The organism is Actinoallomurus rhizosphaericola (assembly GCF_024055675.1).
GTDB classification, from domain to species: Bacteria; Actinomycetota; Actinomycetes; order Streptosporangiales; family Streptosporangiaceae; genus Actinoallomurus; species Actinoallomurus soli.
In genome coordinates this window covers 195542-215006 of the sequence record NZ_JAMXMW010000016.1, presented here as the reverse complement: position 1 = coordinate 215006, position 19465 = coordinate 195542, and the positions used below count along the sequence as shown (strand labels likewise).

Annotated in this window: 19 protein-coding genes; 10 read left to right on the top strand and 9 right to left on the bottom strand. The window is 72.0% G+C overall.

What is annotated here, in order from left to right; translation table 11 throughout:
- Positions 1–68: 68 nt before the first annotated feature.
- A complete protein-coding gene (locus tag NE234_RS31285) occupies positions 69–2978 on the top strand; it encodes a helix-turn-helix transcriptional regulator (protein ID WP_252784456.1) in 2910 nt (969 codons plus the stop codon).
- A 75-nt stretch (positions 2979–3053) separates the two neighbouring features.
- Here the strand turns inward: NE234_RS31285 and NE234_RS31280 are convergent, their stop codons facing one another.
- Both NE234_RS31280 and NE234_RS31275 read right to left on the bottom strand, forming a co-directional pair.
- Entirely contained in the window at positions 3054–3716 is a 663-nt protein-coding gene (locus tag NE234_RS31280; protein ID WP_252784455.1) for a VC0807 family protein, read from the bottom strand.
- Positions 3713–4315 carry a TetR/AcrR family transcriptional regulator gene (locus NE234_RS31275; protein WP_252784454.1) on the bottom strand — a complete coding sequence of 201 codons (603 nt, stop codon included), beginning with the start codon at positions 4313–4315 and terminating at the stop codon, positions 3713–3715. The genes NE234_RS31280 and NE234_RS31275 overlap by 4 nt, the downstream gene beginning before the upstream one ends.
- 161 nt (positions 4316–4476) lie before the next feature.
- Here NE234_RS31275 and bluB point away from each other — a divergent pair, with 161 nt between their 5' ends.
- From bluB to NE234_RS31245, 6 genes are all read left to right on the top strand, one after another.
- Positions 4477–5097 (top strand): 5,6-dimethylbenzimidazole synthase, encoded by a 621-nt coding sequence (gene bluB, locus NE234_RS31270; protein WP_252784453.1) that lies wholly within the window; start codon positions 4477–4479, stop codon positions 5095–5097.
- A gap of 165 nt (positions 5098–5262) precedes the next feature.
- Complete coding sequence (crcB, locus tag NE234_RS31265) at positions 5263–5820, top strand: fluoride efflux transporter CrcB (protein WP_252784452.1); 558 nt, start codon at positions 5263–5265, stop codon at positions 5818–5820.
- The gene (locus NE234_RS31260) at positions 5817–6170 is read left to right on the top strand and encodes a DUF190 domain-containing protein (protein ID WP_252784451.1); all 354 of its coding nucleotides are present in this window, start codon (positions 5817–5819) and stop codon (positions 6168–6170) included. Before crcB (NE234_RS31265) ends, NE234_RS31260 begins: the two co-directional genes overlap by 4 nt.
- The gene (gene crcB / locus NE234_RS31255; protein WP_252784450.1) at positions 6167–6529 is read left to right on the top strand and encodes a fluoride efflux transporter CrcB; all 363 of its coding nucleotides are present in this window, start codon (positions 6167–6169) and stop codon (positions 6527–6529) included. Before NE234_RS31260 ends, crcB (NE234_RS31255) begins: the two co-directional genes overlap by 4 nt.
- Positions 6530–6628: 99 nt before the next feature.
- Positions 6629–8245 carry a peptide chain release factor 3 gene (locus NE234_RS31250; protein WP_252784449.1) on the top strand — a complete coding sequence of 539 codons (1617 nt, stop codon included), beginning with the start codon at positions 6629–6631 and terminating at the stop codon, positions 8243–8245.
- 118 nt (positions 8246–8363) lie between these two features.
- Complete coding sequence (locus NE234_RS31245; RefSeq protein WP_252784448.1) at positions 8364–8756, top strand: MerR family transcriptional regulator; 393 nt, start codon at positions 8364–8366, stop codon at positions 8754–8756.
- Between the two features lie 17 nt (positions 8757–8773).
- On the opposite strand, the gene NE234_RS31240 is transcribed toward NE234_RS31245, so the two are convergent.
- Entirely contained in the window at positions 8774–9004 is a 231-nt protein-coding gene (locus NE234_RS31240; protein ID WP_252784447.1) for a hypothetical protein, read from the bottom strand.
- A 442-nt stretch (positions 9005–9446) separates the two neighbouring features.
- Here NE234_RS31240 and NE234_RS31235 point away from each other — a divergent pair, with 442 nt between their 5' ends.
- On the top strand, positions 9447–9926 hold the full coding sequence (locus NE234_RS31235) for a pyridoxamine 5'-phosphate oxidase family protein (protein ID WP_252784446.1): 480 nt from the start codon (positions 9447–9449) through the stop codon (positions 9924–9926).
- A 131-nt stretch (positions 9927–10057) separates the two neighbouring features.
- Here the strand turns inward: NE234_RS31235 and NE234_RS31230 are convergent, their stop codons facing one another.
- The 5 genes from NE234_RS31230 to NE234_RS31210 form a co-directional block, all read right to left on the bottom strand.
- Positions 10058–10618, bottom strand: coding sequence for a hypothetical protein (locus NE234_RS31230; protein WP_252784445.1), 561 nt, complete (start codon positions 10616–10618; stop codon positions 10058–10060).
- Between the two features lie 130 nt (positions 10619–10748).
- A complete protein-coding gene (locus NE234_RS31225; RefSeq protein WP_252784444.1) occupies positions 10749–11201 on the bottom strand; it encodes a universal stress protein in 453 nt (150 codons plus the stop codon).
- A 2-nt stretch (positions 11202–11203) separates the two neighbouring features.
- On the bottom strand, positions 11204–11881 hold the full coding sequence (locus tag NE234_RS31220) for a response regulator (RefSeq protein ID WP_252784443.1): 678 nt from the start codon (positions 11879–11881) through the stop codon (positions 11204–11206).
- A gap of 59 nt (positions 11882–11940) precedes the next feature.
- Positions 11941–13173, bottom strand: coding sequence for an acetyl-CoA hydrolase/transferase family protein (locus NE234_RS31215; protein WP_252784442.1), 1233 nt, complete (start codon positions 13171–13173; stop codon positions 11941–11943).
- A 163-nt stretch (positions 13174–13336) separates the two neighbouring features.
- On the bottom strand, positions 13337–14563 hold the full coding sequence (locus tag NE234_RS31210; RefSeq protein ID WP_252784441.1) for a PP2C family protein-serine/threonine phosphatase: 1227 nt from the start codon (positions 14561–14563) through the stop codon (positions 13337–13339).
- Between the two features lie 174 nt (positions 14564–14737).
- Here NE234_RS31210 and NE234_RS31205 point away from each other — a divergent pair, with 174 nt between their 5' ends.
- Positions 14738–15295: a hemerythrin domain-containing protein gene (locus NE234_RS31205; protein ID WP_252784440.1), complete on the top strand. Its 558-nt coding sequence runs from the start codon at positions 14738–14740 to the stop codon at positions 15293–15295.
- Positions 15296–15410: 115 nt separating this feature from the next.
- Here the strand turns inward: NE234_RS31205 and NE234_RS31200 are convergent, their stop codons facing one another.
- Positions 15411–17843, bottom strand: coding sequence for an endonuclease/exonuclease/phosphatase family protein (locus NE234_RS31200; RefSeq protein WP_252784439.1), 2433 nt, complete (start codon positions 17841–17843; stop codon positions 15411–15413).
- A gap of 309 nt (positions 17844–18152) precedes the next feature.
- Here NE234_RS31200 and NE234_RS31195 point away from each other — a divergent pair, with 309 nt between their 5' ends.
- Positions 18153–19406 (top strand): zinc ribbon domain-containing protein, encoded by a 1254-nt coding sequence (locus tag NE234_RS31195; protein ID WP_252784438.1) that lies wholly within the window; start codon positions 18153–18155, stop codon positions 19404–19406.
- Positions 19407–19465 lie beyond the last annotated feature (59 nt).

Sequence of the window (19465 nt, the reverse complement as noted above, 5' to 3'; positions counted from 1 at the left end):
ACCCCGCGTCGTCCACGCGAGGCGGTCGCCGGCCCCGTCGGCCGCCCACCGCCACATCGGGAGGAAGCATGGACAGGACGCCCGCCCGGTCGTTCATCGGCAGACGGCGAGAGTACGAGAGGCTCGCCACGGCACTCGACCAGACCGCCGGGGGCAGACCACAGGTCGTGCTGGTCGGTGGCGAGGCGGGCGTCGGCAAGACCCGGCTGGTCGAGCGGTTCACCGACGCGGCCGAGGACTCCGGCGCGCTGGTCCTGTCCGGGGCGTGTGTGGAGTCCGGATTGGAGGGCCTCCCGCTCGCGCCGATCATCACGGCGCTCCGCGGGCTCGTCCGCGGGCTCGGTGTGGACCGGCTGGTCTCCTTGCTGCCCTCCCTGCCGGAGCTCGCTCAGCTGTTCCCCGAGCTGTTGCTGCCGGGCCCCACCGGAGAGACGCCCGCCGGTCAGGCCCGGCTCTTCCACCAGTTCGCCGTGTTCGTCGAACGGCTCGGGGCCGAGCGGCCCGTGGTGCTCCTCATCGAGGACCTGCACTGGGCGGACCGGTCGACGCGGGCGCTCCTCGACGTCCTGGCGCGCAGCCTCCGGGGCACTCGCGCTCTCATCGTCGCGACGTATCGCACCGACAACCTCTTCCGGGGCCATCCGCTCCGGCCGTTCCTGGCCGAGTTGAATCGCGTGGAGGGCGTCCAGCGCATCGAACTCGGACGCTTCACCCATGCGGAGACCGCCGAGCTGATGACGAGCGCGCTCGGCACGGAGCCGCCACCCGCGCTCGTCGATCGGATCTTCGAGCGCTCCGGCGGGAACGCGTTCTTCGTCGAGGAGCTGGTCCGGGTATGGCGCAGCGGGATGTCCAGCCTGGACGACTCTCTGCGCGACCTTCTGGTCAGCCGGGTCGAGCGCCTCCCCGAACCGGCGCAACGGGTGATCCGGCTCGTCGCGATCGAGCGGTCCCGGGTGTCCCATCAGGTCGTGGCGGCGGTGGCCGCCATGCCGGACGAGGCGTTGCTCGACGCCCTGCGCTCGGCCATCGACGCGTACGTGCTCGCGGCGGACGGTGATGGCTACGACTTCCGGCACGCTCTCGTACGGGAGGCGGTCTTCGACGAGTTCCTGCCGGGCGAACGCATCCGGCTGCACCGCGCGTACGCCCTCGCGCTCGAGGGCCGGCCGGAGCTCCTGCCGCCGGAACATCTGCCGAGCAGCCTCGCGTACCACTGGGCGGGAGCGGGTGAGCCGACCCGCGAGCTGCCGGCCCTGTTGCGGGCCGCGGCCGTCGCCAAGGGGCTGAGCGCGCACGTCGAGCAGTACCAGTTGCTCCGGCGCGCGCTGGACCTGTCGGCTCACGTGCCGGAGGCGGCCGACCGGCACGAACTCGAGTACGAGGCGGCGCACGCGGCGTGGCTCGCCGGCGAACATGAGGAGGGTCTCGTCCTGACGGAGCAGGCCCTGGCCAATGTCGACCGCGCTCGGCAACCCGAGAGAGCGGCGCTGTTGCTCGCACGCCGTGGCAGGCTCCTGCTCCGCCTCGGTCATGCGGACGCCGTGCCCGCTCTCGAGGAGGCCGTGCGGCTGGTCCCGACGGGAACGTCCGTCACCCGTGGCACCGTGCTGGAGATCCTGGGCTCCGCGCTGACCACTCGGGGAGACGCCGCCGCCGGGAGCCGGGTGAGCGGGGAGGCCGTGCGGATCGCTCGCGCCCTGGGAGACGACGAGCTCCAGGTGGCCGCCCTGACGACGCAGGGCACGGCGCTCGCCTACGACGGCCGCCACGAGGACGCGGTGACCGTGTTCGAGGCGGCGCGGGTGCTCGCCAAGAGCCGCAACGACCTGCCCGGGCTGACACGCGCGTGTGTCAACCTCTCCGTCCAGCTCTGGGCCGTCGGCCTCTACGCGGAGGCGGTGACCGTCACCCGTGAGGGGCTGGACGCGGCGCACAAGAGCGGCCTTTCCGCCACTCTCGGCGCCTTCCTGACCGCGAACCTCGGCATGGCCCTCTTCTCGATGGGGCGCTGGGCCGACGCCGCGGCGGCGATGGAGGCGTCGGAAGAGAACGTCAGCGGTGTCTTCGTGGCCTATCTGCACCTGCTGCGCGGTGACCTCGCGCTCGCACGCGGTGACCTGGCGGCCGCCAAGCGGTACCTCGGGCTGGCCGCCGGCGAATTCGGCCCGGATTTCGGTCATGAGGACGGTCTCCTGCCGATGGCGCGCCTCGACGCGGAGATCGCTCTGCGGGAGGACCGGATCGATCACGCCCGGCAGGTGCTGGCGCGGGCCCTCGACGCGGCGCCGGAGCGCGGCCAGCTCGTGGTCCACACGTGGGCGCTGGTCACCACCGGCGCGATGGTCGAGGTACGGGCGCGGACGCGGCTGCGCGCGTTCGCGGAGTCTCACGCGGCCGGCAGCCTCACCGAGGTCCTCTCCGCGGTGGCGGCCCGCCTCCCGGCCGACACTCCGCCATGGCACGCCTACGCCGCGCAGTTCGCCGCCGAGATGGATTCCCTCGAGACGACCAGCCCGGCCTGGCACGAGGTCGTCACCGCGTGGGAGAAGGCGGGCAATCCCCATCTCGCCTGTCACGCGCGGGTACGCGCCGCCGAGGCGGCCATCGCACTACGCGACAACCGCACCGCGCGGGCGCTGCTCGCGTCCGCCGCGGAGGAGGCCGGTGCTCTCGGCGCCGGATTCCTCCAGGAGGAGATCGACGCCCTGGCCCGGAGCGTACGCCTTCCGGCCTCCGATGCCTCCGAGGCGGCGGAGGAGACCCGGAAGATCGACATGCTCGGACTCACCCCGCGCGAGGCCGAGGTACTCCGGCTGCTGACGGACGGTCACTCCAACCGGGAGATCGGTGCGAGGCTCTTCATCACGGAGAAGACGGCCAGCGTCCACGTCTCCCGGATCCTCGCCAAGCTCGGCGTCACCTCGCGCGGGGAGGCCGCGGCCACGGCGCACCGCCTGCGGCTCTTCGGCGGTTGAAGCGGACGGACCTCTCCTGAGCGCCGCGCCCGGCGTCCGGTCGGGCCCGGGCGAGGAGGCGCTCGATCATCGCTGTCAGGCCTCGAGGTTCTCCCTGCGGATGTACCAGACGTGCCAGGCGATCAGACCGGCCATGGCGGCGAACCACGCCACGGTGGTGACCAGGGAGATCAGGTCGATCGGCAGCGTGTAGACGAGCACGATGTGCACGATCGCGTTGGCCAGCAGCACGGCGCCCCAGGCGGCCGTGTCGATGCGCAGCCCGCGCCGGAAGCGGGCGTCGGTGTTCCAGCGGTCCGCCCACGCGGCCGCGCCCTCGGCGCCGCGCTTGATCTCGGCGATCGCGCGGCCCAACGTGAGCTGGGCGGGTCTGCCGATGAAGACGGTGACCAGCATCCACGCGCCGAACAGGCCGCCCAGCGCGGCGGTCCACCCCTCCCGGATCGCGAGGGCGCGCGGGTCGTCCGACAGCAGGCCGAGCACGACGGACAGCACCATGACGCTCACGGCGACCAGGGCGAGGAGGTCGACCCGGCGGTCGCGCACCACGGTCCACACCACGTACGGCGCGGCCACCAGGACGCCGGCCATCAGCGCCCACCACTGGCTCACGCCCACGGCGCGCAGGCCGTAGAACAGTGCCATCGGCACGACCACCTCGAACACGACGGTCATCACGTTCGCGCGGACCACCCGGCGCAGGCCCGCGTCGGGCACGGGCCTCTCGTCGATCATCATGCGGTCTCTCCCTCGGGATCGGCTGCGGTCGCCCGCACGTAGAGATCGGCGAGCTCGCGGCCCAGGCGGGCGAGCTCGGCGGGTTCGGGTACGGCGGCGGATGCGGTGACGACGACCGCGTCGAGGCCGGTGATGAGCGCGATCGCCACGGTCCGCGTGTCGAAGGGACGGAAGACGCCCGCCTCCTGCCCGGTGCGGAAGTGCTCCTCGACCATGGCGAGGCGTCCGTTGACGGCGGCGCTCTGCGAGCCGGAGTTCCGCACGATGTCGATGAGCGCCCGGACGGCGGCGGGGTGCTCGCCGACGAGCGCGAGGTTCGACTCGACGTAGGCGCGCAGCTGCGCGACGTGGCCGTCGGCGGCGTCGATGTGCGGTTGCATGAACGCCTCGGTGACCTGCTCGATCTCGGCGACGCACGCCGCGATCAGGTCGTCCTTGCCGGCGAAGTGGTAGCTGATCATGCCGGTGCTCGACAGGCCGGCGCGCTTGGCGATCCGGCTGAAGGACGCCTTGGCGTACCCCACCTCGGCGATCACCTCGATCGCCGCCGTCACGATCTGCGCGCGCCTGCCCGACTCGGTGAAGGTTCTTGCTCGCATGAGCAAAAATTAGCTCGTCCAAGCAAACCCCGCAAGCGGCACCTCGGCATGCCCTGCGGGCGTGCGCCATGAGCCGCTCGACACTGGAAGATCGTGATCGCCGTCGATCCCGGACCGGGTCGACGTCCGGACGAGTCCTCGTACGCAACGGGAGCATGCTCTTGAACGCCGATATCTACGACCTGATCCATCGCCGCCGCGACGTGCGTGCCGAGTTCACCGGCGCGCCGATACCCGAAGAGGTCCTGCACCGCATCCTCACCGCGGCGCACGCCGCGCCCAGCGTCGGGCTGTCCCAGCCCTGGGACTTCATCCTCGTGCGGGACCCGGCCGTCCGGCGCGCCTTCCACGACCACGTCCAGCACGAGCGCGCCGAGTTCGCGGCCACGCTCAAGGGCGCCGACGCCGACCGCTTCGCCCGGATCAAGATCGACGGTGTGCTGGAGAGCAGCCTGTCGGTCGTGGTCACCTACGATCCCGAACGAGGCGGCCCGGCGGTGCTGGGGAGGCACGCCATCGCCGACGCGGGACTTTACTCGGTCTGCCTGGCCATCCAGAACCTGTGGCTGGCCGCCACCGCCGAGAAACTGGGCGTCGGCTGGGTGTCCTTCTACCGGGAGCCGTACCTGCGTCAGTTGCTCGGCGTCCCGGCCGGAATCCGTCCGGTCGCCTGGCTGTGCCTGGGCCCGGTCACTCACCTGGAGACCGTGCCGGACCTCGAACGGCACGGCTGGCGCCGCCGGCGCCCCCTGGAGACCGTGCTCCACCACGACCACTGGTGACCGCTCTCGATCTCAGGGCCGCGTGGTCGAAGTGATGGCGTCTCGGGACATAGGGCAGAATGGAAGACGGCAGAGGTGATGGGGCTCACCTGAACCGCGGCGCCGCCGCTGACGGTCCCTGGCTCGAGGTCAGGGAGGTGGCATGCAGCCGAACGAGAGGATGCCGTGACCTCCCCGTCCCCCGACGGCCCGGTCGGCCACCCCGTCGAGGAGCCCGCCGACCTGCCCATCGACCCCGACGTCGACCTGAGCAACGACCCTGACCGCGACGTCTTCGCGCCCCGGCGATCGCCGCGCCGCGACCGGCAGTGGAGCGTCCTGGCGGTGATCTCGCTCGGCGGCGCGCTCGGCAGCGTCGCCCGCTACCTCATCTCCGCGGCGATGCCGGTCAAGCCCGGTCACTTCCCGTGGGCCACGTTCTCGATCAACCTCACCGGCTGCTTCGCCCTCGGGCTGCTCATGGTGCTCGTCCTCGACGTGTGGCCGCCGAACCGGTACGTCCGTCCCTTCCTCGGCGTCGGTTTCCTCGGCGGTTACACCACTTTCTCGACCTTCGCCGTAGAGATCAGGAATCTGGCGGGACACGGCGCGTGGACGCTCGCCGACGCGTACGTGGTCAATAGCCTGGTGGGCGGTCTGGTCGCGGTCTGGTGCGGAATGGCGCTGGCCCGCCTGATCGCCGGGCTGCCCGTACGCCGGAACCGAGGGAGTGAGCGGGCATGAGACTCCACGGCACCGCCTGCCGCGTGACGATCCTCATCGGCGAGACCGACCAGTACCACCACAAGCCGCTCTACGCCGAGATCGTGCACCGCGCCCGCGAGCGCGGGCTGGCCGGCGCGAGCGTGTTCCGCGGCATCGAGGGATTCGGCGCCTCGTCCCGGATCCACACCAGCCGGATCCTGTCCTTGAGCGACGATCTGCCGCTGGCCATCGTGATCGTCGACGCCGAAGACAAGATCGTCGACTTTCTCCTCGAACTCGACGAGCTCATCGACGAGGGGCTGGTCACCCTCGAGCCGGTCGAGGTCTACCGCTACGTCGGCCGCGACAAGGGGAAGGAGGAGCGGTGACCGTCCTGTTGGTGCTGCTCGGCGGTGCCCTCGGAGCGCCCAGCCGTTACCTGATCGACCGGTTCGTCCAGCAGCGCGGCAACGGCGTCCTCCCCTGGGGCACCTTCACCGTCAACCTCATCGGCTGCCTGATCCTCGGCCTGCTCACCGGCGCCGCCCACGACCTGCCGAAGCCGGTCGTCACCCTGGCCGGCACCGGGTTCTGCGGCGCCCTGACCACCTTCAGCACCTTCGGCTTCGAGACCACCCGTCTCCTGGAGGAGGGCTCGCTCCTGGAGGCCGGCCTCAACGCCTTCGGGAGCCTGGCACTGGGGCTGCTGGCCGCGACCCTCGGCTACCTCCTCGGCACCGCCGTCTAGTCCGGCGGTCGTCCAGGACGGACCACCCTCAATCGACCCTAACGTTAGGGTAGGCGCCCGGGTGGGAGAAGACGGGCACGTACGGGAGGGAACGCCAGGGTGACAGCGGTCGAGCAGGAGACCGAACGGGTCACGGACGTCGTGGAGCAGGCCGCCCGGCGCCGTACCTTCGCGGTGATCAGTCACCCGGACGCGGGCAAGTCCACGCTGACCGAGGCGCTGGCGCTGCACGCGGCGGCCATCGAGCAGGCCGGCGCGGTCCACGGCAAGGCCGGACGGCGCGGAGTCGCCTCCGACTGGATGGAGATGGAACGCGACCGCGGCATCTCGATCACCTCCTCGGTGCTGCGGTTCGAGTTCGGCGACACGCTCCTGAACCTGCTGGACACCCCCGGCCACGCCGACTTCTCCGAGGACACCTACCGGGTGCTGGCCGCCGTCGACGCGGCGATCATGCTGCTGGACTCCGCCAAGGGCCTGGAGGCCCAGACCCTCAAGCTGTTCGACGTGTGCCGCCATCGGGGCATCCCGGTCATCACGTTCGTCAACAAGTGGGACCGGCCCGGCCGTGAGCCCCTCGAGCTGCTGGACGAGGTCGAGCAGCGCATCGGCCTGCAGCCGGCTCCGCTGAACTGGCCGGTCGGCGTCGCCGGTGACTTCCGCGGCCTGATCGACCGCGCCGGCGGGACGTACACCCGCTACCGCCGTACGCCGGGCGGGGCCAGGCGGGCGATCGAGGAGACCGTGCCGGCCGGGCGGGCGGCGGCCGAGGAGGGCGACGCCTGGCACACCGCGCAGGAGGAGCTCGCCCTCGTCGCGGAGATCGGCGCCGACCTGGACCTGGAGGCGTACCGGGCCGGCATCTGCACGCCGGTGCTGTTCGGCGCCGCGCTGCCCAACTTCGGCGTACGGAACCTGCTGGAGGCGATCCGCGCGCTCGCCCCCGCGCCGACGCCCCGGGCCGGCGCCGACGGGCGGGAACGCCCGGTCGACGGGCCCTTCTCCGGACAGGTCTTCAAGGTCCAGGCGGGAATGGACCGGGCGCACCGCGACCGGCTCGCCTTCATCCGCGTCTGCTCCGGCCGGTTCGAGCGCGGCATGACCCTGATCCACGAGCCGACGGGTCGGCCGCTGGCCACGAAGTACGCCCAGACGGTGTTCGGCCGGGACCGCTCCACCGTGGACGTCGCCTATCCCGGTGACGTGATCGGCCTGTCGAACGCCGCCGGCCTGACCGTCGGCGACACGCTCTACGTCAAGACCCCCATCGTCTTCCCGCCGATCCCGGCGTTCGCGCCCGAGCACTTCATGGTCGCCCGGGCCAGGGACAACGGCCGCGCCAAGCAGTTCCGCCGCGGCATCGACCAGCTCGGTTCCGAGGGCGCGGTCCAGGTGCTGCGCAGCGACGTGCGCGGCGACCAGGCCCCGGTGCTGGCCGCCGTCGGCCCGCTGCAGTTCGAGGTCGTCGCGCATCGCATGGAGCAGGAGTTCGGCGCGCCGATCGAGCTGAGCCGCCTGGAGTACACCACCGCCCGCGTCACCGACCAGGCGTCGGTGGAGGCCCTCGCCGGCCGGCGGGGCGTCGAGGTCCTCACCCGGGTCCTGGACGGCTCCCTCCTCGCCGTCTTCAGCGACAAGTGGCGCCTGCGCACCATCGAACGCGAGCACCCCGACATCACCCTCACCCCGCTGCTCGCGGCCGGAATCGGCGACTGAGGCACCGGCCCGGCGGCGCCCATGGCCGGGCCCGGCCGTAGATCGCGCCGGACGGCGCGAAGTGGCAAGCTTGAGCGATTACGGCAGGCGACGTGGGTGATGACGCTGGAGGACGTGGATGGGCGCAACGCACATGCAGATCGGTGAGGTCGCCGACCGCACCGGGCTGAGCCTGCGCACCATCCGGCATTACGAGGAGGTCGGACTGGCCCCGCCCTCCGCGCGCTCCCAGGGCGGATTCCGCCTCTACACCGAGGCGGACGTCACCCGGCTCATGGTCATCAAGCGGATGAAGCCGCTCGACTTCACGCTCGAGCAGATGCGGGACCTGCTCGGCGTCCTGGACGAACTCCAGACCGACCCGTGCGCCGAACGCCGGTCCGAACTGACCGGACGACTGACCGGCTACCGCGACATGGTCCTACGGCGCTGCGAGGAGATCCGCACCCGCCTCGCCGACGCCGAACGCTTCTCCACCGAACTCACCGACGCCCTGAAATCCGCGTCCTGAGCCGGCGGTCCACCGCCTCATGCGGACGGGGCGGCCGGCAGCTTCTCGGTGATCCAGATCCAGCTGCCGTTCGGCTCGTTGAGCCGGCGCTGGACCTGCTCGACCTCCCCGAGCGGAACCTCCAGCACCGTCCGCCAGTCCCCGGCGGCGCGCTCCTCCAGGCGGACATGGTGAAGGTCGGCGCACAGTCGTAGCGCCTGGACGGTGCGCAGATCCCCGTCGTTCGTTCGGACGCGGTAGGTGGGCACGATGATCCTCCGTGATGGGGCGATGGGCGGCAGGCGGCGGCCCCGCACGGCGTGCCGGGTGCAAAGAGGGAGGATGTCCGGCCGGCCGCGATGAGCGGACGCGATGACCAGGACGGGGCGACCGCTCCCGACCCGGTGACCGGGCAGGGTGACCGCTCTCGACCGGGCTTCACCCTACCGTCACGTAAAGGTAGTGTTGCGGCCGGGGGTTCCCCCTGGCGGAGCGGGTCTGCTACTTCGCTGCGTGCGGCCCGCTTCGCCCCCGGCCCCCGCCGCGCCTCCCCATCGATGCCGTCCGGCGGTACCCCGCGGAGCTCCGGGACACATCCCGCCCACGCGGCCGGGCCCCGGCGGGGCTGGTTCGGTGGCGGGGATCGGGGAACGTCCCGGTTGGTACGGCTCCGGCTGATCTCAGATGGGACTGATCGACGTGGGTGATGGCATGACGGGTGAGCCGGCCGGCTCGGCCGAGGCGCGGCCCGCGAGCCCGGGACAGGACGGTGGAACGCCCCCGCTGGCCCTGGACGAGGACGAGTGCCTGCGGTTGATCTCGTCGGGCGGTGTCGGGCGGCTGGCCTACGTCGGCCGGTACGGTCCGACGATCCTCCCGGTCAACTACAAGCTGCACGAGGGCACGATCGTCTTCCGGACCGCCCAGGACAGCCCGACCGATGAGGACCTTCGCACCGGGATCTCGAACGCCGAGTACCAGGTCGCGTTCGAGATCGATGAGCTGGACCCGGCGGCGCGTGCGGGATGGAGCGTCCTGATCCAGGGTTCGCTGCACCACGTGGAGTCCGAGGAGGAGCGCGCGTCGGTCCGTGAGGCGGGCGTCGAGCCGTGGGCGGGCGGTGTCCGGGAGCTCTACCTGCGGATTCGGCCGAGCCGCATCACCGGCCGCCGTGTCGGCCAGGCCGGCTGAACGGCCGCTCGGGGCCGGAGGACTCCCGCGCACCGTTCGTGGTCTTACGTCGTTCCGGAGTCCTCGCCGTGAATGCGCGAGGGGAGAGCGCGGGCCTTCGCCACGCGCTCTCCCCTCGGGGACCGTCACCGTCACTTGAGGATGGGAAGGCGGCGGACCAGGCGGGTCCCCGCCCACCAGCGGCCCAGGCCGATGGTGTCGCCGGCGCCGACCAGGGCCAGGCCGATCGCCAGGAGGGCGTAGATGAGGTGGTCGTCCATGAACACGTTGTTCTGCGGCGGAAGGACGACACTCCACATCATGACCAGCATGACCGAGCCCGCCGCGGCCGCGATCCGCATGCCGATGCCCAGCATCAGCGCGGCCCCGATCCCGGCGAGGCCCAGCATGAACAGCCAGTCGGCCCAGGACACGCCCGCGATGTTCTGGTAGAAGCCCTTGAACGGGCCGGCCGCCGAGAACTTCAGGAATCCGAGGGTCGGGTGGCCGCCGTGGATCCAGGCCTGCTTGGCCGTGGTCTCGTGCCCCAGCCCGAACAGCTTGTCGAGGAAGGCCCAGACGAACACGAAGCCCAGCGAGATGCGCGCCAGGGCCCACACGTAGCGGGCGGCCGGCCGCTCGGTCACCGGCTCGGCGTGGAACGGACGGGCGTGCGGGCGGTGGGTCGCGGGGCGGCGGTCGGTGACGGCCATCGTCTTCACCTCATTCAGGCGGTGCCGGAGCGGTTCCGGCTGCCTTTACTCAACCGCGAACCGCTCGGCCCGTCGCAGAGGCCAAAGCCGCGCCACCGGCGGGACCTTCGTCCCCGCCGCCGTGGGTACTTCAGGCGCCCCCGTGCTCCGGGGCATCGCCGTGGATCACGACGACGGGGCAGTGCGCGTGATGCACGCACTGCTGGCTGACCGAGCCGAGCAGCAGTCCGGCGAACCCGCCGTGCCCGCGATTGCCGACGACCAGGAGCTCGGCGTCACGGGAGGCGTTCACGAGCACCTCGGCGGGGTTGCCCTCCACCACCGTGGATCGGATCGGGACGGAGGGCTCGTCCCCGGCGACGGCCCGCACCGCCTCGGTCAGCTCCTTGGCCGCGTCGCCTTCCCAGTCCACGTCCGCCGGCGGCACCCATCCGTACGCGGTGGGAAGCTGCCAGCTCGTGATCGCCTCCACGCTCCCACCGGTCACGCGGGCCTGGCGGATCGCCCACTCCAGGGCCCGCTTCGACGGCTCAGAACCGTCCACGCCGACCACGATGCGTCCATTACCTGCTTCGTTCGTCATGATCAGATGCTATTTCGAGCGTCTCCCGGCCGATCATCGGGGCGGTCCGTACGGAGGCGGGTGATGAAGGCCGCCGCCTGCGTACGGCGGTTCATGCCGAGCTTGGTGAAGATCCCGGAGACGTAGTTCTTGACGGTCTTCTCCGCCAGGAACAGGCGTTCGCCGATCTGGCGGTTGGTCAGGCCGTCCCCGATGAGGTCGAGGATCCTGCGTTCCTGCTCGGTGAGGTCCGCGAGCGGGTCCTGGCGGGCAGGGCGGCGCAGGCGTTCCAGCATCTTCGCGGTGCTGCTCGGGTCGAGGAGCGACTGGCCGGACGCCACCGTGCGGACCGCGCCCACCAGATCCGAGCCGTGGATCTGCTTGAGCACGTATCCCGAGGCGCCGGCCATGACGGCGTCGAACAGCGCCTCCTCATCGGAGAAGGAGGTGAGCATCAGGCAGGCCAGCTCCGGCATGCGCGAGCGCAGCTCCCGGCACACCGTCACGCCGTCACCGTCGGGGAGCCGCACGTCCAGCACCGCGACGTCCGGCTGGAGGGCCGGCACCCGGGCCAGCGCACGCTCGGCGGTGTCGGCCTCACCCACGACGGTGATGTCGTCCTCGGACTCCAGCAGGGCGGCGACACCCCGCCGCACGACCTCATGGTCATCGAGGAGAAAGACCTTGATGGGGGTGGTCATGCCCACGACCGTACCGCCGTCGGCCCGCCATGCCGGTCCAACGACGCGTCCGCCCTCGGTCAGCGCAGCGGGAAGCCGAGGTCTCGGGCCGCCTCGCGCAGTTCCCCGCGGGCGTCGGGGTGCGCCACCCGGTCGACGATCTGCTGCGCCTGGGACACCGCGTCACGGCCCCAGATCGCGGCGGTGCCCTGCTCGCTGACGATGAAGCTGTGCTGGAAGGAGGTGACCGGTCCGGACAGCCGCGGGATCACGGTCGAGACGTCCGCCTTCGGATGCCAGGACGGCAGTGCGATGATCGCGTGGCCGCCGGGAGAGTGCATCGCGCCGACCACGAAGTCGGTCTGCCCGCCGAAACCGGAGTAGATCATCCCGTGCACCCGCGCGGCGTTGGCCTGCGCGAACAGGTCGACCTGCAGGGCCGAGTTGACCGAGACCAGGCGCGGTTGCCGGGCGATCAGGCCGGGGTCGTTGGTCTTCTCCGTGCGCAGCATCCGTACCCGCTGGTTGCGGTCCAGCCAGTCATAGAGCTCCTGCGACCCGAACGCGAAGGACGCGGTGATCGGGTGCGCCGACGACAGCGCTCCGGCCTTCTCCAGGCTGAGCACTCCGTCGCTGAACATCTCCGACCAGATGCCCAGTCCGCGCCGGGTTCGCAGCGACTCCAGCACCGCGTCCGGCACCGCCCCGATGCCCAGTTGCAGCGTCGCCTCCTCCGGCACCAGCGCCGCGACCCGTTCGCCGATCACCCGTGCCAGCGGACCCCGTTCGCGCCGTACGGGCACCGCCAGCGCGCGGTCGGCCTCGATCGCATAGTCGATCTCACCGACCGGCAGGACCGCGTCGCCGTACGTGTACGGCATCTGCGGGTTGACCTGCGCGACGACCAGCCCGCCCCGCGCCCGCGCGGCCTCGATCGCCGCCGGCAGCACGTTCACCTCGATGCCCAGGGACACGGTCCCGTCCACCGGCGGGGACGTCTGCACGATCACGAGGTCGGGCACCAGCACCTCGTTCAGCAGCTGTGGCACCAGCGACAGCCGGCACGGGAAGTACCGCAGACCGGCGCGCCCGCGCTGGCCCGGCCCGACGAACGGGGTCTCCAGCACGACCCCCTCCCGATCCGGCAGGCCCGCCTGGCCGTTGAGCACGAACAATCGGTACTCCGCGACCGCCTCGTCCAGCACCGCCAGCGCCTGCCAGGGGGTGGCGAAGTTCCCGCCGGCCACCACGCGCGGCCGGTGTGGCAGTCCCGCCAGCACCGCCGCCAGCCGCGACTCCGAGACCACCCGCATCAGTCACTCCTCACGCTCGCCCGGACGGCCCGCTCCGCGGGCGCGCGCCCGGCTCGGTACCGACCGCTCCAGCAGACACGGCCGGCCGCTCGATCCGCCACGGCCGAAGGTCCCGCCTCTTCCGCGGGCGGCCCTCCGAGCGCCGGCGACCCGACGGCGTGCCTCAGGCGGAGGCGCGCCGTACGGCGAGGAGCGCGACGTCGTCCTGCATCGGCTCGCGGCCGACGAGCGCCGCCATGACCGCCGCGCAGACCGCCTCGGGGCGGTCGGGGCGCACGGCGTCGCACAGTCTGCGGATGCCGTCGTCGATGGAGGCGTTGCGGCGTTCGACGAGCCCGTCGGTGTAGAAGCACACCAGGCCGCCGGGTGGGATCTCGATCGTCGACGTGTGGCGCTTCACCGTGGTGTCGGCGCCGATCACCAGGCCGGAGGGGATCAGCGGTTCGAGGGACACGGTCGGCTCACCCGGCCGGGCGAGGACCGGGGGCAGGTGGCCGGCCGAGGACACCCTGGCGCGTTCCAAACCCGGGTCGCAGATCGCGTACAGGACGGTCGCCATGGCTCCGGGCTCGAAGTGCTGCATCTTGCGGTCGAGCTTGTGCAGGACCTTCGCCGGGTCGTCGGTCTCGAGGGCGTAGGAGCGCAGCGCGCTGCGCATGCGGCCCATGATGACCGCCGCCTGCAGACCGTGCCCGGCGACGTCTCCCATCACGATGCCCAGCTCCCCGGAGGGCAGATCGAACACGTCGTACCAGTCGCCGCCCACGCTCGCCCGCCCCGGGCTGTACCGCGCGGCCATCTCGACGCCGTCCAGCTCCGGCAGCGCGGCCGGGACCAGGCTCCGCTGAAGTTCGCGGGCGGCCGTCTGCGCGGTCTCCGACAGCAGCGAACGCGCCGCCAGGGCGACACGGTCGGCCGCCATCCTCATGAACTCGACCTGCTCGCCGGTGAACCGGTGGGGCCGGATGGTCCCCACGTGCATGACGCCCAGCAGCATGCCGCCGCTCACCAGCGGAACGCCGAGCAGCGAGTGCAGCCCCTTGTTCATGAGGAGGGGGTTGACGATGTCCGCCGTAGGGACGTCATCGATGATCACCGGCTCGCGCCGTGCGGCGACGCTCCCGGCGAAACCTTTGCCGACCGGTACTCTGACGGCCTGGTAGACCTCCTCCTCGATGCCCTTGGCGGCGGTCGCGACGAGTTGCCGGCCGGAGTGGTCGAGCAGGAGGACGACCGCGGTGTCGGCCTCGAGGATCTCTCTCACCCGGTCCAGCAGCTCGTCCAGCACGTCCTCGACGCCCATGTGCGCGAGCGCCGCGTCGGTGATCGCCCGGATGTGGGCGAGCTTGACCTCTGCGGTGTTCGGCGGAGCGTCGGGGCGGGGGACCATGCCCGCCAGAGTAATGCCGGTTGCGACCTGCTTCCCCGGGTGTCCGCTCGCCGAGCAGACCTCCTCCGGCGTGTCGCCCGCGGCGGCGGATTCGCCGTGCGCCGGGTTTCACCGCCCCCGACCGGGGCACGGCCTCCAGTAGGCCGTCGCGGAAGCGACTTTCGAGGTGCCGGAATGAGCCCATCGGACGATCTGTGCAGCGTCCTGACCGAGGACCACCACGAACTCCGGCAACTCCTGTATGAGCTGGATCACCTCACCGCGCCCGAACCGCTGTGGCGTTCGCTGGTCGACCTGCTGATCGCCGAGATGATCCGGCACTCGATCGCCGAGGAGGCCTACCTGTATCCGGTGGCCCGCGACCGCCTGCCCGAGGGACCGCGGTTGCTCGAGCCGTACATGGACGAGCACGAGACCATCGAGGCCCTGGGGAAGCGGCTGGAGAGCCACGATCTTCCGAGCGCGGAGCTCACCAGCCTCCTGGCGCAGCTGAGAAGGGACGTCTGCGCCCACATGCGGTCCGAAGAGCAGAAGCTGTTCCCGCCGCTCGCCGAGCACCTCGGCGCGGACGAGCTCTCCGCTCTCGGCCGGAAGGCGGCCGAGGTGAAGGCGAAGGCGTCGGTCCGGCAGCGCTCCTCCGACCGTCCGCTGCTGAACACGCTCATCGAAACCGGAACGGGGCTGGTCGAACGGGTCCGCACCTACGTACGCGGCCGCGCGTACCCGATCTGATCCGTTCTCCTCGACACCGGTGAGGATCTCGGGGAACGCGGCACGGCCGTGACCCGCGCGGAGGCGTGGGTCACGGCCGTGGACCGCGATCCGGCTCAGGCCGGACGAGCGCCGGTCAGCCCTTCGGCCGGAGCCGGACGACCTGCGGGTCGTGGTCGCTGGTCTGGCCGGCGAACTCGGCGTTGATGTGAACGACGTCGTAGTCGGCGCCGCCGCTCACCCGCGGGCTGGTCAGGATGTGGTCCAGCACCTGCGAGTTGCCGTCGTAGACGTAGCTGTACCGCTCTGGAAGCGGCAGGTCGCCGATCAGGTCCTCCAGCACGCCACCGGCGGTGAGCGTCTGCAGGGCCGGGGAGAACTGGTAGTCGTTGAAGTCGCCGACGACCACCACGTTCGCCTTGCGGTCCGTCTTCAGCAGGTCCTCGACGAACCCGTGGACGACCGCGGCCTGCTGCCTCCGCTGGACCTCCGACGACCGGGTGGGCGGCTGGAACCGGCTGTGCAGGCTCTGGTCTCCGCCCTTGGAGTTGAAGTGGTCGGCGACCACGATCACCCGGTGTCCGTGGAACTCGAACATGCCGGCCAGCGGCTTGCGGCTGTCGGTCCAGGCCGCGTTCCCCGGGTCGACGCGCCCGGGCGACACCGACAGCCCGGCCTGGCCGTGGTCGCCGACGACCTGGACCGCGGTGGTCGAGTCGCCGCCGGGACGGTCGATGAAGGACACCCGGTCCGGGTTGAACAGGAAGGCCACCCGGATGTTGCCCCCCGGCTGGCCGCCGTCGGCGTCGTTGACCGGGTCGATCTCCCGCCACTGGTACCGGGGGCCGCCCGCCGCGACGATCGCGTCGACGAACTTCCCGAGCGTGACGTCCGCCGCGACCGTGCCGTCGTCGACCGCGCCGCTGTTGTCCTGGATCTCCTCCAGGGCCACGACGTCGGGCGTCGCCAGGTTGTGCACCACGCCCTTGGCCAGCCGGTCGAACTTGGACTGCGCGTCGCTCGGCGCGAGGTTCTCCACGTTGTACGTCGCGACCGCGAGCTCCTTGTTCTCCTGCCTGCGCGTCACCTCGGGGGTGAGACCGCCGTCGTGCAGGGCGCCCAGGGTCGTGGCCTGCAGCTCGTATCCGCCGTAGCCGACGTAGTCCAGCGGGCCCTCGGTCGTGCCGGTCAGCGCGTCGCCGACGTTCGCCTGCGGGAAGGGGTGCTCCGCGTCGGGGAGCAGTGAGGTGACCTCCAGCCGCCCGCTGTTCGGGTCGTCATAGGAGGAGTAGAGGACTCCGCCGTGGGCGCTGCGGTGGTCCGCCGGTCGCGTGGTGACCCACAGCTCGTCGTACGCGTTGGACGGAGCGATCACCGGCGCGTCGTCGACCCGTACGCGCATGCCCTCCAGCGACTCGAACAGGTCGAGCGCGTACGTGGACGGCTGAAGCGCGAGCGGCTCGATGCTGCCCCCGCCCGCGTCCGGCGTGTACGCCGCGGGGACGGTGTCCGGGCCGAGGGCGAACGCGGCCGGGAGCGGGTTCCCGGAGGAGAGCACCGTCCACTTCGGCTTGCTCAGCTCGGTGACCGACTGGTTGCCGCTGGAGGCCCCGCCGGGGTAGTACTCGGAGATCGTGCCAGAGACCAGCACCGAGTCGCCCGGCTTCACCGCCGGCGTGCCGGAGCCGGTGAAGACGAAGAGACCCTCGCTCGTACGGGGGTCGTCGTCCGGCTGCGGGTCCTGGAACCAGAACCCGCGCGACGAGCCGGTCGCCCGGACCCCGGTGACGATCCCCGGAACGTTCGTGACGGGCTTCCCGTTGTCCGGGGAGATCCGCGTCGTGCCCTGGATGTCGTGGATCCGCACGCTGCCCGGCGTCGGCGTATCGGTCGGGGTGGGCGTCGGCGTCGGCGACGGGTCGCCGGACCCTCCGCCGCTGTTCGCGGGCGTCGGCGCCGCCGTGGCGAAGTCGGTCCCGTTGTCGTCGGTGTCCGCGAGGCCGGCCCCGCGGTTCACCGAGGTCGTGTTGCTCGGCGCCGGGGCGGAGGTGCCCTCGCGCACCACGGCGCCGCCGAACCCGACGAGGTCGCGCACGCGCGAGTCGGCCGCGCAGTCCGCGGCGGTCAGGCAGGTCAGCGCGTCGGAGCCGGTGACCAGGGCGACGGTGCCCGCCGTCGCGGACATGCTGATCGAGCCCGTGGCGTCCGGCGTGGGCAGGGCGACCGTGCCGCCGCTGCCCTTCGCCTCGGCGACCAGGTAACGCCCGCCGGCGGGGATGCTGCCGGTCAGCCTGGTCACCTGCCACTTCGAGGTCGGGCCGGGCGAGGCCGACAGGTACTGCACGCTCCACCCGTCCACGGACACCGGCTGGGAGCCGCGGTCGGCCAGTTCGACGAAGTCCTGTGTGAGGGTGGCGCCGGAGTTGCCGCCGCCCCCGTACACCTCGGCGATCAGCGCGTCGGACGAGGGAGCGGCGCCGGCGACCCGGGGGACGACCAGGGCGCCGAGTGCCAGCGTGGCGGCCACCGCGCCGAGCGCGCCCGCATGGCGAAGAGGGACAGAAGACACCGTGGTCCTCTCGGAGGAGAAAGATCGGACGCGAGGCATCCTCGTGGTGGTCAATTAAGACAGGCAGGCGACTTGGTCACGTCTGGATTGCGTAATGATGTGCGCTTTGCCTACCTCGGTCGATACGGGGCCGGTGCCGGGCCTTCACGGAACCCGTCTTGGGACGCTCTGAGGCCCCTCCCTCACCCGCTGCGTCTCCGCCGGCGGTCCTCCTCCCCCCGGGCCCGAGGCCGGTCTCTCACCGCAGGACGGCACAATGTTCCGTCGGAGTTCCGTCTGAGCACGTCGGTCGAGGAGAAGGGATCGCACATGGACTGCCCCGCGTGCGGGAGCGAGGTGCCCCCAGGCCGGTCCGCCTGCCCGCGGTGCGGCACGCTGCTCCCGTCGGCGGGAGAGCACCCCGGCCCGGGCCCGCACTCCCCCATGGGAATGCCGGGCGACTCACCGACCGCACCGCCCAACCCGCGGACCGAGCCCCTCCCGTCGATCTGGGACGCGAGCGAGGATCGCCCCTGGACCGCGCCGCCGGACCCCCGGCCGGCCGCCGGCGCGGAGGACGGCCCGGCCGATCCCGGCAACGCCACGCAGATCCTGGGCCCTCCGGCCGGCGGGCCGATGGCGCCCGACCTCCCCTCCGCCGGCGGGCCGCTGGCGCCCGACCTCCCTTCGGCCGGGGGACCGATCGCGCCCGATCTGCCGCCGGGCGGAGGGCCGATGGCGGCCGATCCGCCTCCGGCCGGCTGGAGCCCCGGCCCTCCGGTGGGAGGTCCGCCGCCGTCCCAGCCCTCCCCCGCCCCCTGGAACACTCCGGAGACCGAGCCGGCGCCGTACCTCGGTCCGCCCGTCGGCCCGCCCGCCGGGCAGCCCTTCGGCGGCCCGGGGTACGGCGCCGCGCCGCCCGGCTACCACCCGAACGGCTGGGACCAGGGCGTTCTCCCGGCCGCCGGGCAGCCCGGGGAGTCGCCGGACACCGGCGGTAAGAGGAACAACCGGATGATTCTGCTGGTCGGCGGGATCGCCGCGGCGGTCGTGGTCGTCGGCGGCCTCGCCTACGCCCTGACGCAGGGATCCTCGGGAGGCGGGGGCGGGACGCCCACCTCACAGAAGACGACCGCCGACACCGCCGCGCAGCAGGCCTCCGCGGTGGACCAGGTCCTCAAGACCGGGCAGACGGCGCGCGGGCACCTGCCCGCCCGCCTGCGGACGTGCGACGACGTCTCCGCGGGCGTCGCCGGATTCCAGCGGGTCGTACGGGACCGGCAGCAGGAACTGTCCCGGACGAAGGCGCTCAGTGTCGACCGGCTACCGAACGGCTCCCGCCTCCGCCAGGCGATGATCACGGCCTATCAGAACTCCCTGGAGGCCGACCAGGCGTACCTCGCGTGGGCGAAGAAGGTCCGGGCACGCGGGTGCGGCGGCAGGATCGCCCCGCTGACGGCGCCGTACCAGGACGCCATCGCCGCCAACGACAAGGCCGGTCCCGCCAAGCGCAGGGTGGTCGCCCTGTGGAAGCCCATCGCCTCTGCGCACGGCCTGCCCACCTACGTGTGGAACCGCCTCTGACCGATCTCCGCACCGACGTGCGGAGTCCCGGGCATCGGGAGCCTTGTGATGCCCGGGAC